Source organism: Streptomyces sp. NPDC051740 (genome assembly GCF_044453165.1).
Classification (GTDB): domain Bacteria; phylum Actinomycetota; class Actinomycetes; order Streptomycetales; family Streptomycetaceae; genus Streptomyces; species Streptomyces atrovirens.
Map to the genome: position 1 here is coordinate 256,794 of NZ_JBITCL010000003.1, position 15,071 is coordinate 271,864.

12 protein-coding genes are annotated in these 15,071 nt (G+C 74.5%); 3 read left to right on the top strand and 9 right to left on the bottom strand.

Features of this window, described 5'->3' with window-relative positions; translation table 11 throughout:
- The first annotated feature begins 82 nt into the window (after window positions 1-82).
- Window positions 83-1,405 carry a lipase family protein gene (locus ACIA6T_RS06875; protein ID WP_399445493.1) on the top strand — a complete coding sequence of 441 codons (1,323 nt, stop codon included), beginning with the start codon at window positions 83-85 and terminating at the stop codon, window positions 1,403-1,405.
- 202 nt (window positions 1,406-1,607) lie between these two features.
- Here ACIA6T_RS06875 and ACIA6T_RS06880 read toward each other — a convergent pair whose 3' ends face one another.
- Window positions 1,608-2,165, bottom strand: coding sequence for a snapalysin family zinc-dependent metalloprotease (locus ACIA6T_RS06880; RefSeq protein ID WP_399445494.1), 558 nt, complete (start codon window positions 2,163-2,165; stop codon window positions 1,608-1,610).
- Between the two features lie 228 nt (window positions 2,166-2,393).
- Between ACIA6T_RS06880 and mgrA the strand changes: the two genes are divergently transcribed.
- Together mgrA and ACIA6T_RS06890 are read left to right on the top strand one after the other, a co-directional pair.
- Window positions 2,394-3,437: an L-glyceraldehyde 3-phosphate reductase gene (gene mgrA / locus ACIA6T_RS06885; protein ID WP_399445495.1), complete on the top strand. Its 1,044-nt coding sequence runs from the start codon at window positions 2,394-2,396 to the stop codon at window positions 3,435-3,437.
- A 91-nt stretch (window positions 3,438-3,528) separates the two neighbouring features.
- On the top strand, window positions 3,529-4,011 hold the full coding sequence (locus tag ACIA6T_RS06890; RefSeq protein ID WP_399445496.1) for an MSMEG_6728 family protein: 483 nt from the start codon (window positions 3,529-3,531) through the stop codon (window positions 4,009-4,011).
- A 211-nt stretch (window positions 4,012-4,222) separates the two neighbouring features.
- Here ACIA6T_RS06890 and ACIA6T_RS06895 read toward each other — a convergent pair whose 3' ends face one another.
- From ACIA6T_RS06895 to ACIA6T_RS06930, 8 genes are all read right to left on the bottom strand, one after another.
- Complete coding sequence (locus tag ACIA6T_RS06895; protein ID WP_399445497.1) at window positions 4,223-5,509, bottom strand: ABC transporter substrate-binding protein; 1,287 nt, start codon at window positions 5,507-5,509, stop codon at window positions 4,223-4,225.
- Window positions 5,506-6,645 carry a branched-chain amino acid ABC transporter permease gene (locus tag ACIA6T_RS06900; RefSeq protein WP_399445498.1) on the bottom strand — a complete coding sequence of 380 codons (1,140 nt, stop codon included), beginning with the start codon at window positions 6,643-6,645 and terminating at the stop codon, window positions 5,506-5,508. The genes ACIA6T_RS06895 and ACIA6T_RS06900 overlap by 4 nt, the downstream gene beginning before the upstream one ends.
- On the bottom strand, window positions 6,638-7,534 hold the full coding sequence (locus ACIA6T_RS06905; protein ID WP_399445499.1) for a branched-chain amino acid ABC transporter permease: 897 nt from the start codon (window positions 7,532-7,534) through the stop codon (window positions 6,638-6,640). The genes ACIA6T_RS06900 and ACIA6T_RS06905 overlap by 8 nt, the downstream gene beginning before the upstream one ends.
- A complete protein-coding gene (locus ACIA6T_RS06910; protein WP_399445500.1) occupies window positions 7,531-8,334 on the bottom strand; it encodes an ABC transporter ATP-binding protein in 804 nt (267 codons plus the stop codon). Before ACIA6T_RS06910 ends, ACIA6T_RS06905 begins: the two co-directional genes overlap by 4 nt.
- A complete protein-coding gene (locus ACIA6T_RS06915; RefSeq protein ID WP_399445501.1) occupies window positions 8,331-9,113 on the bottom strand; it encodes an ABC transporter ATP-binding protein in 783 nt (260 codons plus the stop codon). Before ACIA6T_RS06915 ends, ACIA6T_RS06910 begins: the two co-directional genes overlap by 4 nt.
- A 474-nt stretch (window positions 9,114-9,587) precedes the next feature.
- Complete coding sequence (locus ACIA6T_RS06920; protein ID WP_399445502.1) at window positions 9,588-10,844, bottom strand: helix-turn-helix domain-containing protein; 1,257 nt, start codon at window positions 10,842-10,844, stop codon at window positions 9,588-9,590.
- Between the two features lie 147 nt (window positions 10,845-10,991).
- Window positions 10,992-13,985, bottom strand: coding sequence for a LuxR C-terminal-related transcriptional regulator (locus ACIA6T_RS06925; protein WP_399445503.1), 2,994 nt, complete (start codon window positions 13,983-13,985; stop codon window positions 10,992-10,994).
- A 165-nt stretch (window positions 13,986-14,150) separates the two neighbouring features.
- Window positions 14,151-15,053 (bottom strand): alpha/beta hydrolase family protein, encoded by a 903-nt coding sequence (locus ACIA6T_RS06930; protein ID WP_399445504.1) that lies wholly within the window; start codon window positions 15,051-15,053, stop codon window positions 14,151-14,153.
- Between the last annotated feature and the right edge of the window lie 18 nt (window positions 15,054-15,071).

Consider the following 15,071-nt stretch of genomic DNA (forward strand, 5'->3'; position numbering starts at 1 on the left):
TAACTTACTCATGGGTTACCGACGGTAAGTAAGCGCTGCTAGTTTCCGGTTCACCTTCCTGGAGCAGAGCGAGGAGTGAGCCGTGAGCCGCATCAGCAGCGTGCTGACCACCGTGGTCGCCACGACCGCCTGTGTCTGCGTGTCCGCGCCGCCCGCCGCCGCGAGCGACCCCGTGGTGTCGCGGGGCGTCACCATCCCCGCCTTCTACACCCCGCCCGCCGAACTGCCCGCGGGCGACGGCGTACTGGTCCGCCACGAGCCACTGCGTCTCGGACTGAGCCTGCCCGGCCTGGACGGCCGCACCCTGCCCGGCACCGCGACCCGCCTGATGTACACCTCCACCGACTCCAGCGGGCAGCCGGTGGCCGTCACCGGGGCCTACATCGAGCCGTCCGCCGGCTGGAAGGGCGACGGTCCGCGTCCCCTGGTGGTCGTCGGCTCCGGAACCATGGGCCAGGGCGACCAGTGCGCGCCCTCGCTGGCCCTGCAGAACCCGCTGACCCTGACCGGGGAGACGCTGTCCGTCGGATACGACAACCTGGCCGTCTACCGGATCCTGGCCACCGGCGCCGCCGTCGTGGTGACCGACTACGTCGGGCTCGGGGCGACCGACCGGCTGCACACCTACGTCAACCGGCTCGACCAAGGGCACGCCATGCTGGACGCGGCCCGCGCGGCCCGCTCCGTGCCGGGCGCGTCGGTCACCGCCGACTCGCGCGTGGGCCTGTACGGCTACAGCCAGGGCGGCGGGGCCAGCGCGTCCGCCGCCGAACTGCACTCCGCCTACGCGCCCGAGGTGAACCTCGTCGGCACCTACGCCGGCGCGCCGCCCGCCGACCTGACGGCGGTCATGAAGGGCATCGACGGCAGCGCCCTGGCGGCCGCGCTGGGCTGGTCGATCAACGGTTTCGCCCAGGCGGAGCCCGCGTTGAAGGAGGTCGTCGACCAGCACGTCAACGCCACCGGCCGAAGCGCCCTCGACGACATCGGCACCAGCTGTGTCGGGGACGCGATCCTCAGCCACGGCTTCACCAAGAGCACCAAGTGGACGAAGGACGGCAGCTCGCTCGCCGACGTCATCGCCGACGAGCCGGACGCCCGGGCCGTCCTCGACGAGCAGCGCATCGGCAGGCTCGAGCCCACCGGACCGGTCCGCCTGGTCACCGGCGTCCAGGACGACATCGTGCCGCACGCACAGGCCCGTCAACTGGCCCTGGACTGGTGCCGCAAGGGCGCCGACGTCACCTACAGGGCCGTCGCGCTGCCCAACCTCGGCGACAAGATCCTCACCAACCACCTCGTACCGCTGCTCACCGACCAGGGTGACGCGGTGGAGTGGCTGACCGACCGGCTCGAGGGCGAGCCGGCGCGCTCCAACTGCTGGACCATGCCGGTCCAGCCCTGAACCGCCGGCAACGCGGCGAGCCCCGTCCCGAAGTTCCGGGACGGGGCTCGAACGGAGCGCCGGGCAGGCCTTGCACCTGCATCTCCCCGCAGGAAGCGGGGCGTCTTTCCTTGGACCACCAACGCAGAGTCGGGCTTGGGAGATTTCCGTCGCCGTGACCTGGGACAACCATAGCGGTGATCGCCTCAGTAGTCACATCGGTTCACATCCGTCCCAGGAGTGCCCCGGCGGGAGCTCCCTCGAAGTTCCGCTCGACCTGCGCCTTCTCCGCCGCGCTCGGATAGGGGTTGGTGCACGAGGTTCCGGCGCTGGCGCCCGACATCAGGCTGGAGCAGGGGCCGGGCTTGCGGTCCGGCAGGCCCAGCATGTGGCCGAGTTCGTGGGCCGCGATACGGATCGTGGAGTGGCCCTGGTCCACGGCCTGGCGTCCGATGTGGACGGTGCCGTTGCCCATCGAGGTGGGGACGGAGCGGGGCCAGCCGTCGTCCGCCACGATCCGCACGTCGGCGCGCTGCCCGGACGCGGCCGGACGCAGCTCGACGGTCTCGACGCTCTCGTTCCAGATCGCCGCTCCCCTCTCGACCGCGGCCTTGAACTCCGCGGCGCCGCTCGCGTCGTAGGTGACCACGTCGTCGGCCACCTGGCGCTGGGCCGTTCCGACGGACGAGACGGGCGCGACGGCCACGGCCGGGCCGTTGAGCAGCGGGCCGGACAACACGAGTACCGCGGCCAGGCCGCCGGTCAGCGTACGGACTCTCATGGTCGGTCTCCTTGTGGGGGCGGGCGGTTGCGCTCATGCCGCTTCCGCTTTCGCCTGCCCGCCGGCACGGACTCCAATCCGTCGTCGCGGCCACCCGCCGATTCAGAAGCCGCGCTGCTGAATTCCATGGAAGGGATCGGTTGGACTTCCCGATCGGGCGGGGGCACTGTGGCAAGGATCGACACCGTCCCACGGGACACCCCCACTCGCGTCACCGGAGAACCGCCGATGAACCACATCGCCCGCCCCGAGCGTTACGACGGCACCATGCGCTACCGGCGCACCGGCCGCTCGGGACTCGACCTCCCCCTGCTGTCCCTGGGCTACTGGCACAACTTCGGCGACGACAGGCCCTTCGAGACGCAGCGCGAGATCGCCCTGCGCGCCTTCGACCTGGGCATCACCCACCACGACCTGGCGAACAACTACGGCCCGCCCTACGGCTCCGCCGAGATCAACTTCGGCCGGCTGATGAAGCGGGACCTCGCGCCGTACCGGGACGAGCTGGTGGTCTCCACCAAGGCCGGCTGGGACATGTGGCCCGGCCCGTACGGCCAGGGCGGCGGCTCCCGCAAGTACCTGCTGGCCTCGCTGGACCAGTCGCTGAAGCGCATGGGCCTGGAGTACGTGGACATCTTCTACTCGCACCGGCTGGACACCACCACTCCGCTCGAGGAGACGATGGGCGCCCTCGACACGGCGGTCCGCCAGGGCAAGGCGCTCTACGTCGGCATCTCCTCGTACGACGCCGAGCGCACCCGCGAGGCCGTGGCGATCCTCCGGGACCTCGGGACCCCGCTGCTGATCCACCAGCCGTCGTACAACATGCTGAACCGCTGGATCGAGACGGACGGCCTGCTGGACGTGGCCCAGGAGGAGGGCTTCGGGGTCATCGGCTTCACGGCGCTCGCGCAGGGGATGCTGACCGGGCGCTACCTGGACGGCGTCCCGCGGGACTCGCGGGCGGCGGCCGGCAAGTCGTTCGACGCCGAGTGGCTGACCGACGGCATGCTGCACCGGCTGCGCGCCCTGAACGACATCGCGGCCCGGCGCGGACAGACCCTCGCGCAGATGGCGCTGGCCTGGGCGCTGCGGGACCCGCGGGTCACCTCGCTGGTCATCGGCGCGTCCCGCGCCGAGCAGCTGGAGCAGAACGTCGCCGCGCTGGAGAACCTCGACTTCGGCGCCGAGGAGCTGGCCGAGATCGACGAGTACGCCACCGAGGGCGGCGTCGACCTGTGGCGCGAGGCCCGGCTGGGCACGCTGGGCTGAGCCGGGGGTGGCGCCGTCAGGTGTGCGCCGCCGTGAAAGGGGAACTGCGGTGCGGTGAGCCGCTTGGCCCCCTCACCGTTCGGACGGCCGTATGCAGACCTTCCTGCCGTACCCCGACTTCTGCGAGTCGGCGCTGGTGCTGGACCGGCGCCGGCTGGGCAAACAGCGGGTGGAGGCGATCCAGGTGCTGCGCGGCCTGATCGTGCCCGGCTACGGGTGGCGCCGCCATCCCGCGGTCCGCATGTGGACCGGCTACGAGGAGGCCCTGGTGCGGTACGGCCTGGAGATCTGCCGGGTCTGGCGCGACCGGGGCCACCAGGACAGCTGCGCCGCCACCCTCGTCGCCGACCTCGCCGGGGTGCGGCCCGGAGCGCCGGTACGCGGTCAGCGGGAGCTGGCCGGGGCCGGTGAGCTGCCGCCCTGGCTGGGGGACGACGCCGTGCACCGCAGCCACCGCTCGGCGCTGGTCCGCAAGGACCCGGCCGTCTACGCGGACCTCTTCCCCGGGGAACCGGACGACCTGCCGTACGTCTGGCCGTCGTCCGACCGCGATCCGGAGACGGCCGCCGGCTGACCCGCCCGCGTCGGGCAGGGGGCCTCGCCTCCCCGTCGCCTTCCGGGCGGGCGCGACCGCACCGCGTCGCCTTCCGGGCGGGCGCGACCGCACCGCGTACGCGGAGAGTCCGGGCAGCGCACGGGCCGCCCGTACGAACCGTGGGCCCGGGCGCACGACGCCCCGACGCCCCCTTCCGGGGTCCGCCGGGGCATCCGGACGGTGCGGGCCGTCAGTGCGAGGACAGGTACTCCTCGACTCCCGGTGCCGCGTGCGCGTCCTCCGCGTTCACCACGCCGCCGACCGCCTCGGCGTCGGGCTTGAGCACATACGTCTCGACGCTCGCGGGACGGTCGACGTCGGAGAAGTTCTGCGGGGTGCCGAGGCCGGTGTCGGCGTTCGTCTGCGAGCGGTGCGCCTTGACGACGTCCTCACGGGTGAGACCGCCCGCCTCGCAGGCCTTCTTCAGGTCGGCGCCCATGAGCTGGGCGGCGTTGTACCCGGACAGCACACCGGAGTCGACCGGCGAGTCCGGGTACTTCTTCTGATACGACGCCACCATGTTCTTCACGCCGGGCAGGTCGGAGCTGACCGCGGGCGCGGCGCTCACGATGTTGAGCATCGCCGCCAGGGCGGGCGCGGCGGGGGTCTTCATGAGCTGGGGCGCGAAGCCGGGGGCGCTGCTGACGACGGGGACCTTCAGACCGCGGGAGGCGGCGACGCCGACGAGGGAGGCCGTCTGCGCGGGTCCGGCGCTGATCAGGACGGCCTTCACGCCCTCCTTGCGCAGGGCCGAGACCTGGGCGGACAGGTCGGTGTCCGTGGCCTTGATCTTCTGCCCGGCCACCTTCAGCCCGGCCTTCCCGGCCGCCCAGGTGGACCCTTCCAGCGCGTTGGCGCCGTAGTCGCCCTCGAAGTAGACGTGACCGATGGTGTCGCCCTTCTTCAGGCCCTTGGCGCGGGTGAGGAACTCGACGGCGGCGATCATGTCGACGTCGTAGGTGGTGCCGAGGACCTGGATGGCGTCCTTGCCGAGCAGGGAGGCCGCCCAGGCCTGCGGGAAGGTGAGCACCTTGTCCCGCTCGATGTCGTCGAGCAGCGCGGCGACCACCGGGGAGCCGATGACCTGGGGCAGCGCCACGACGTCCGGGGCGATGTCGGCGTAGGCGGTGACCGCCTTCTGCACGTCGTAGCCGTGGTCCTTGACGACGATCTCCACCTTGCGGTCGCAGATGCCGCCCTTGGCGTTGGTCTCCTCGGCCCACATCTGCTGGGCCTGCACGATGCTCTTGCCGAGGGTGGCGTAGGGACCGGTCAGGTCGGTGAGGGCGCCCAGCCTGATGGTGTCGGCGCCGACACCGGGTCCGGTGCGGACGCCGTCGGCGGCCTCGCCGCCCTTGTCGCCGTCGTCCGCCTTGGAGCTGCATCCGGTGGCCGCGAGCAGCAGGGCGAGGGCGCCGGCGAGGACGGTCCCGGCGGTGCGGTGCCGGTCGCGGCGGGTGCGGTGCGTGGTGTTCACGGAGTGTGCTCCTTGGGTCGTGCGGCCGGTTGCGGAGGCGAGGGGACGACGGTGTGCGGGGCGGGGGTACGGGATCGGCGGCGCCGTACGCGGTCCCGTACCCGGCGTGCCAGGCCGTGCAGACCGTCGGGGGCGTACAGCAGGACCAGGACGATCGCCGCGCCGTAGAGGTAGCGGGCCGCCTCGGTGGGGCCCACGGCGCCCTCGGCGGAGCCCGGGGCGGTCACCAGCGGGAGCTGGTCGGCGTACCGGGTCATCAGCAGCGGCAGGGCGGTGACGAAGACGGCGCCGGCGGTGGCTCCGGCGACGGAGCCGAGGCCGCCGATGACGATCATGGCGAGGTAGTCGACGGAGAGCGCGAGGGAGAAGTAGTCCGGGACGACGCGGCGGAAGGCGAGCGCCAGGAGCACTCCCGCGAGGCCCGCGTACATCGACGACACCACGAAGGCCGCCGACCGGTGCCGGGCGACGTCGACGCCCATCACGGCGGCCGCGGTCTCGCTGTCGCGCAGGGCGGCCAGCGCCCGGCCGGGGCGTGAGCGCAGCAGGCCGCGGGCGGTGAACCAGGTGAACGCGAACAGGGCCAGGCCCAGGAACCACAGCCGTTCCTCCGCGCCGAACGGCACGCCGAGGACGGTCAGTTCGGGGTCGCTCTGAGCGAAGGTGAACCCGCCGAGGGTGAGCGGGGGCACGGAGCGGCCGTTGAAGCCGCCGGTGACGGAGTCGGCGGTCAGCAGGACGTGGTGGCCGAGGAAGACCAGCGCGAGGGTGGCGATGCCCAGGTAGATGCCCTTGACCCGGGCGGCGACGGGGCTGAACAGCCCGCCGGCCGCTCCCGCGAGCAGGACCGCGAGGAGCCCGGCGAGGGCCGGGGGCAGTCCGGGCCCGGGTTCGCCGGCCAGCCAGGTGTAGCCGTAGGCGCCGACGGCGAGGAAGAAGGCGTGGCCGAGGGAGAGTTGTCCCGCGGTGCCGCTGAGCAGGGCGAGGCCGGTGGCGCCGATGGCGGCGGCCATGGCGAACAGGCCGATGCGCAGCCAGAAGGCGTCCAGGTAGAACGGCGGCAGGCACAGGAGGACGGCGAGCAGCAGGAGCGGGGCCCGGCGGCGGGTGAGGGCGGCGCGGAGTCGGTCAGACACGGGCCGCTCCCTTCGCGCCGAACAGCCCGGTGGGCCGTACGAGAAGGACGAGCAGCATCACCGCGTACGGGGCGACGTCGCCGAATCCCTCGCCGAGGACGTGCAGTTCGGACTGGTAGCCGACGGCGAGCGCCTCGGTCAGGCCGATGATCAGGCTGCCGGCGAGGGCGCCGGCCGGGGAGGCGAGGCCGCCGAGGATCGCGGCGGGGAAGGCGTTGAGGGCGATCTGCCCGGTGGTGCGTTCCAGTCCGGGCGCGGGGAACGCGGCGAGGAACACGGCGGCCAGCGCGGCGAGCGCGCCCGCCAGGCACCAGGCGCCCGCGCGGACCCGGCCGAGCCGTACGCCCATGAGCGCGGCGGCCTCCAGGTCCTCGGCCGCCGCCCGCAGGGACAGCCCCCAGGAGGTGAACCGGAAGAGCGCGAACACTCCGCCGATGACCACGGCCGACACCACGATCGCGGCGAGCCGGCTGTCGGCGACGGTCACCGGGCCCAGCTCGGTCACCGCGTCGCCCCACGGGTCGCCCAGGGACAGCAGGTCGCCGCCGATGCGCCGGGAGAGATCGGTGAGCAGGACGATGTCGATGCCGATGGTGACGATGGTCTGCACGTGCGCCGAGTGGGCGTCCTGGCCGCCGCGTTGCAGCAGGAACCGGTCGAGCGCGCCGGCGAGGGCGGCCGTGGTGAGGATCGCCAGGGCGAGCGCTCCGGCGAAGCCGAGGTCGTCGTGGAGTACGGCGGTGAGGTAGCCGCCGAGCAGGAGCAGCGAGCCGTGGGCGAAGTTGAGGACGCCGGAGGCCTTGAAGATGACGACGAAGCCGAGGGCGACCAGCGCGTAGACCGCGCCGAGTGCCAGTCCGCCGAGGATGTTGTCGAGGAATGCCGTCATGCCGCGTCCTCCCCGGTCGCGTCGGTGCCGAGGTAGGCGCGCAGCACCTCGGGGTCCTGGCGGACCTCGTCGGGGGTGCCGTGGGCGATGGGCTTGCCGAAGTCGAGCACGGTGACGTCGTCGGCGAGGCGCATGACGAGGCCCATGTCGTGCTCGACGAGGACGATGGACAGGCCGAGTTCGGCGCGGAGTTCGCCCACCACCTCGGCGGTGCGGGCGCGTTCGGCGGCGTTCATGCCGGCCACGGGTTCGTCGAGGAGCAGCACACGGGGTTCCAGGCAGAGGGCGCGGGCGAGTTCGACGCGCTTGCGGTCGCCGTACGACAGCAGGGCGACGGGACTGTCGAAGTGGTCACCCAGGCCGGTGAGTTCGGCGATCTCGCGGGCTCTGGCGAGGTGTTCGCGCTGTTCCCGTACGGCGCTCGGCAGGCGCAGCGCGCTCGCGGCGAACCCGGCGTGGGACAGGGCGTGGCGGCCGAGCATCAGGTTGTCGGCGACGGTGCCGTGGGTGGTGACGATGTTCTGGAAGGTGCGGGCCACGCCGAGCGCGGCGATGCGGTGCGGGGCGAGACGGGTCAGCTCGGTGTCGCCGAGCGTCACCGTGCCGGCGGCCGGGCGGCACAGGCCCGACAGCACGTTGAAGCAGGTCGACTTGCCGGCGCCGTTGGGTCCGATGAGCGCGTGCACCGAGCCGGGGGCGACGGTGAAGGAGACGCCGTCGAGGGCGGTGAGTCCGGCGAAGCGCACGGTGACGTCCCGTACGTCGAGCACGGGCGGTGCGGCGGTGGTGCGGCCGGTCACGCCGCCCCCTGGTCCTCGGCCGACTCGCCCAGGTAGAGGCGGCGTACGGCGTCGGTGCGGGCGAGTTCGTCGGCGGGGCCGGACAGGCGGGTCTCGCCGACCTCCAGGACGTGCGCGTGGTCGGCGAGGGAGAGCGCCATGCCGGCGTTCTGCTCGACGAGGAGTACGGCGGTGCCCTGGGCGTTGATCTCGCGGATCACCTCGGCGATGCGGTACACCATCTGCGGGGCGAGGCCGAGGGAGGGCTCGTCGAGGAGCAGCAGGCGCGGGGCGGCCATCAGGGCGCGGCCGATGGCGAGCATCTGCTGTTCGCCGCCGGAGAGCAGGCCTGCGGCCTGGTGGGTGCGTTCGGCGAGGCGGGGGAAGAGCGTGAAGACCCGGTCGCGGGCCTCCTGGACCTGGGCACGGCCGCGCCGGCCGAGGCCGAGGCCGCCGGAGCGCAGGTTCTCGTCGACCGAGAGTCCGGCGAACACCCGTCGTCCCTCGGGGACCTGGACGACTCCGGCGCGTACCGCCGCGACGGGGTCCTTGCCGTCGAGCACCGTGTCGCCGTAGCGGACGCGGCCGGCCGTGATCGCGCCGCGGTGCAGGCGCAGCGTGCCGGAGACGGCGCGCAGCAGGGTCGTCTTGCCGGCGCCGTTGGCGCCGAGCAGGGCGACGACGGTGCTGGGCGGCACGGTCAGGGACACGGAGCGGAGGGCGGACAGTGCGCGGCCGTAGGTCACGTCGACGTTCTCGACGTGCAGCGCGGGCGGGCTGTCCGGTGGTGCTTCGGGCATCACGGCTCCTCGGGGCCGGGCCGCGCGGGGCGGCGGCGGCTTCGGGGGAAGGGGTGCTCACGACAGCACGGGGGCGGGCGGGCGGTACAGGTTTCGGCGCCCGTACGCTGCGGCGTACCAATGGGGGCGGGCGGGGGTTGTGCGGGTGCCCATGCGGGCCCGTCGCGGCGGCACCGGGGCTGGGGCGCAGGGGCGGGGTGTCACTCGCCGCCTCTGGCACGGGTGCCGCCGCGCCCACCCGTGCCGCCCCGGCGGCACGACTGCCCACGGCTGGGGAGACGGGCGGCACGACTGCCCACGGCTGGGCAGACGGGCGGCACGACTGCCCACGGCTGGGGAGACGGGCGGCACGACTGCCCACGGCTGGGGAGACGGGCGGTGCGGCTGCCCACGGCTGGGGAGACGGGCGGTGCGGCTGCCCACGGCTGGGGAGACGGGCGGTGCGGCTGCCCACGGCTGGGGGGCTGGTTGTTGTCAGGTGAGGAAGGCGCGGGCTGTCAGGGCCAGGGTGATTTCGACCAGGTCGGTGGGGCGGGAGAGGGAGCGGCCGGTGAGTTGTTCGTAGCGGCGGATGCGGTTGAGGACCGTGTTGCGGTGGCAGTAGAGGCGGCGGCTCGCCCGCTGGGCCGAGCCGTCGCAGGCCAGCCAGGTGGCCAGGGTGTCCAGCAGGACCTCCGCGTCGGCGGGTTCGAGGTGGGCCAGCGGGCCGAGCAGCCGCTCGGCCAGCGCGGAGCCGAGCCCGGGACTCGACACCACCAGCGCCGCCGGCAGGTGCTCGGTCAGGTGGACCGTGCCGCCCTGCTCGGGGCACAGGCTCAGCGCGGTGTCCGCCAGCCGCCGCGCCTCCCCCACCGCGGACAGCCCCTCGACCGCGCTGCTGACGCCCACCCGTACCCCCGCCGCCTGCTCCTTTGGCACCACGGGCTCCGTACCGTCCTCGACCAGGACGATGCCGTGATCGGCGTCCACTCCCGTGTGCCAGTGCACGCGCACACCCGGAGCGAGGGCCGCTTGGGCACCGGGACAACCGGTGGACCCGCCGCCGGCGACCGCGACGACCACGTACCGCCCGTGCTCGGGCAGCTCCAGCGCCTGCGCGGCCTCGGGCAGGTCGGCGATCCTGCTCGTGCCGTCCAGCAGGGCCGCGGCCAGCAGACGCACCCTGTTCTCCCTCCGCCACGCCAGCTGCCGCTCGGTCTGCCGGTAGGCGTCCGCGACGAGGGTGCAGTGCTCGTCGACGAAGTTCCACACGTCGGACGCCACGTGCACCAGCAGCCGTACGTCCTCGGGCGCCGTCCGGGACGTCTCGTCGACCAGGCCCTGCCACACCAGCGAGCCGCCCAGCCGGAAGGCGTGCAGCAGGGCGTCCAGCGGCAGCCCCTGCTCGGCGCGCGTGGCGCCGATCTTCCAGGTGCAGCGCCGCGCCGCGTCCCGGGCGCCCCGCGGGTCGAGCAGGGAGGAGATGCTGTGCCGCAGCGAGCGGTGCACCTCCTGCCAGGTCGTGGTGGCGTCCCCCTCCACCGCGGCCCGGTAGGCGGGCTCCTGCTCCTGCAGGACGGCGACCAGCCCGTCGGTGAGCTGGGGCAGGTCGTCCAGCAGGACGCGGGCGGCCCGGTGCAGCACGCGCAGCGCGTCGGCGTCGATCAGCGACCGCACGCGCGGCGTCCGGGGCCGCGGAGCGGGCGCGGGTCCAGGACGCGGCAGGGTACGTGGCCGTACGGCGTGTTGCATCGCGTGTCTCCCCCAGGGTCGGCTTCCCGGCGGCGCCCGTGCGGCGGCGGTCCCCGTACCGGCGCCCGGCCGGTACGGGGGAGCCCGTGGGCCGGCCGCCATCGGACTCGTCCTGCCCCGAAGGATGACATACCGTCCGGTCGGTCCCTAGGGTTGTGCACCGGTCTTTTCCGCCTGCCCGACGAGGCGGACCAGCTCGACGCGGGAACGGACCCCCAGGGTGGCGAAGATGTTCCGCAGGTGGTAGTCGACGGTGCGGGTGCTGACGGACAGGCCCAGGGCCACCTCCCGGTTGGTGGCGCCCTCGGCGACGCGCCGTGCGATACGCAGCTGCTGCGGGGTCAGCCGGGACAGCTCCCCGGTCCCCGGCCGGCCGGGAGCCGCGCCGCCCGCCCGCGACTCGGCGGCGGCCTGCTGCGCCCACGGGTGCGCGCCGCAGCGCTCGAAGCCCATCAGTGCCTCCCCGAGGCGGTTGCGCGCCTCGCGCAGCCGGCGTCTGCGCCGCAGCCACTTGCCGTAGAGCAGTTCCGTGCGGGCCCGTTCGAAGTCCCCGGCCGTCTCCTCATGACGGTCCAGGGCGCGCAGGTACAGGGTGTCGGCCGCGTCCGGGGCGGCCAGGAGGGCGCGGCAGCGCAGGAGTTGGGCGGGGGCCTGCGGGTCGGCTCCGCAGGCGGCCCACAGGGCGAAGTCCTCGACGGCCGCGGCCGCGTGCTCGGGGCGTCCGGCGAGTGCGGTGGCCTCCACGAAGCAGGGGACGGCGAGCATCCACACCGCGAAGTGGCCGCGGCGGGCGCCGGGGCGGACCAGGGGGCCCAGCCGGTCCGCGGCCTCGCGGGGACGTCCGGCGCCGAGGTCGGCGCGGGCCGCGGCCCACTGTGCGAGCGTCGCGGCCTGCGCGAGCCCGTGCCGGCGGGCGGTGCGCAGGGCCGCGGCGACGTGCTCGGCGACGATCTCCCGCTCCCCCTCGATGGACGCGGCGAGCGCCAGTACCGCGTGGTGGTGGGCGGCCGTGTTGCGCTGTCCGGTCCGCGACGCGGTGCGCAGTCCCTCCTCGGCGTGGGTCCGGGCGAGCTGGTGGTGTCCGGCGCGCAGTTCGGCGTAGGCCAGGTACTCCAGCGCCCTCGGTTCGAGGGCGGCGCAGCCGAGGGTGCGGGCCGCGGCGAGTGCCCGTGCGCCGGCGCGGCGGGCTGCGGTCACGTCACCGAGCATGAGCGCGGCGGAGGCGGACCGCAGGAGCGGCTCGGGGTCGTCGCCGGACAGCCCGTGCTCGACCACCCGCCGCAGCGGGCCGGCGGCACGGTCGAACCGTCCCAGCAGCACGGCCCGCATCCCGTCCCGGTGGTCCCGGAGCGGCCCGGAACCCCCGGGGACGGCACCACGCGCGTCACCACCGACAGTCCACCCGTCAACCGGCACCCCTGCCCCGGAGCCGCCCCGGCCACCACCCGGCCCGGACACCTCCGCCCCACCGACGGCCCGCCCCGACGCCCCCACCCCGGAACCACCCGAACCGGACACCGCCACCCCACCGAGGACGTCCCCGACGTCCACCCGGCCTCCGGCCCCGGGGCCGACATGCGCGGAGGGCTCGGTCGCGGGTGCGGCGCCGACGGCAACGGCGTGGGCCGGGGGCCCGGCGGACGGTGTCTCCGCAGGAACGGCGGCCGGGGACTTCGAGGCCGGTGCGGGGCCGGTGAGGGCGTGGAGGCAGGAAACGGGGTCACCGGCGGCCCAGGCCGCGTCCGCCGCCGCCAGGGTCGCCGTACCGGCCGCCTCGTGGTCGGCCCCGGCGAGCAGACCCGCGGCCAGCAGGAAGGACTCGCGGGCGTCGTCCACCGGCCCGTCGGCGAGGAGCACCGCGCCCCGCAGGAGTTCCGCGCCGCCGCGTACGGAGGCGGGGGCCGGGTGGCTCCGGGCGGCGTCGAGCAGGCGCAGCGCCTCGGGCGAGTGCCCGGTGAGCAGGGCCGAACTCGCGGCGGCGGTGTAGCGGTGTGCCCGCTCCGCCCCGTCCGCCGTCAGTTCGGCGGCGCGGGTGAGCGCCCTGCGGCGCAGGGCAGGTGACGGTACGGAGGCCGCCGCCGCAGCGAGTTCGGCCGCGAGGCCGGGGGCGGGGGCGGGGCCCGTGACGCTCCAGGAGCGGTGCAGCAGCGCGAGGACGCCGTCCGCACCGGTGCCCGCCAGGCACGCGGCCAGTGCGCGGTGCGCGGCACGGCGCCGTTCGGGCGGCGCGCCGGCGTACACCGCCCTCCCCAGCAGCGCGCTGCGGAACCGCAGGCGGCCCTCGGCCAGGACCAGCGCCTCGGGCAACGGCCGCACCGCGCCGGCCCCGGCCGCCCGCCGTACGAGGTCCGCGTCGGCCTCCGGTTCCCCCGTCGCGCGTACGGCGGCCGCCGTGGTCAGCAGCAGGCCGGCCCGGTCCGGCGGCAGGCCGGTCAGGCACCCGCCGGCCACCGCGCCGAGGACCTCCCCGTCGGCCAGCGGCCGGGGCAGCGCCCGGCCTCCGCCGAGCTGGGCGGGCGACAGCCGGCGGATCAGCGCCAGCAGCAGCGCGGGGTTGCCCTCCGCCGCCGTCACCAGCTCCTCGCGCACACCGGGGTCGGCGGCACCGCCGGTCACGTCGTCGACCACACGGGCCGCGTCCCCGGGTGTCAGCGGGTCCAGCCGCAGCACGGGCAGTGCCGCCAGCTCCCGGTCGACGGGCCGGTGTCCGGGAACCGTGAGGAGCAGTCCCGCCCGGACCCCCGCCGCACGCACCCGCGCGGCGGCGTGCCCCAGCGCGGCGCGCGACGCGGTGTCCCACAGGTGCGCGTCGTCCACGCACACCAGGAGCGGCGACGCGCCGGACGCCGCGCGCAGGACGTCGAACAGTACCTCCCCCGCCGTACCGTCCCCCGCGGCCCGCACGGTACGGCCGGCAGCACGCAGCAAGGTGTGCAGGCCGCTGAGCGGCGGTGCGCCGCGGCCGGGTTCGGCGCGTACGTGCCACACCGGTCCGGCGCGGAAGGAGCCGGCGGCGTGCTCCAGGAACGCCGTACGGCCGCAACCGGGTTCACCGGTCACGACGTGGACGCCGCCGTCGGTGCGCAGCCCGTCCGGCAGCCGGTGGATCGCCTGGCGCCGCGGGGTCGTCTGTCCGGTCATTCACTCGACGTTACTCACGCGTAAGGTCGAGTGGAGGGGGCGCGTCCACGAGTGTGCCGGAGCCCAGGGCCCCCGGCGTCCGGCGGTGCGCGCGCACAACGCCGGTGGCGGTCCGCGTCGTACGCGGACCGCCACCGGGTGGTCGTTCGGCGGGAGCCGAGGACCTCAGGAGGTGTGCGGGCAGTTGCCCCGGGACTCCTCGACCGTCAGGCTCGGCCGGGGCAGCGGGCACAGGAACTGCTCGTAGCGGGTGTCGTTGTCGATGAACCGCTTCAGCCAGGAGACGCTGTACTTCGCGATCGTCGTGTTCGACGAGTTGGGCGTGAAGTGGGTGGCGCCGTTCAGCTCGATGTAGGCCCGGTCCAGGGAGGACGGCAGGCCGGTGTAGAGGGGCTCGGCGTGGCTGGAGACCGGGGCGACGGTGTCGCCGTCGGCCCCGAAGAGGAGGGTGGGGGTCCTGACCTCGGGCCAGGTCTTGTCGAGGTTCCAGGGCGTCAGCGGGATCGCCGCCTGGAGTGAGGGCCGGTCCTTGGCGGCTTCGAGGGTTCCGCCGCCGCCCATCGAGTGGCCCATGACGCCGAGCCGGCCGCTGTCGATGCGGCCGCGGACCGCGCTGCGTTGGGTGAGGTAGTCCAGCGCGGCGAGCAGCTGGTCACCGCGGGAGGCGGGCTGGTCCAGGGTGGTGTTGGTGTCGATGGTGAACACCACGAAGCCCTGGGAGGCCAGGCGCGGGCCCAGCCAGGCGATGGAGGACTGGTAGGCGGTGAAGCCGGGCGAGATGGCGATCGCCCCGAAGGTGCCGTCGGCGGTGCTGGTCGGGTAGTAGATGGTGCCTCCGCCGAAGCCGGTGACGGAGAGCGAGGAGACGGAGGTCTCCGACACGGCGTAGGGGCCGCGCAGTGCCTCGATGCTCGATTCGGTCGGTGCCGGGCCGCGCTCGTAGGGGTTGTCGGCGGCCTGGGCGCCGGGGCCGTTGAGGGTGGTGAGGCCGACGACGGCGGCGACGGCCGCGGTCAGTGCGGCGAACCTGCCGGTCCCGCGCCTGCTGCTGTGGGGGTGCTGCTGCACGACGAGTGGTCCTCTCTG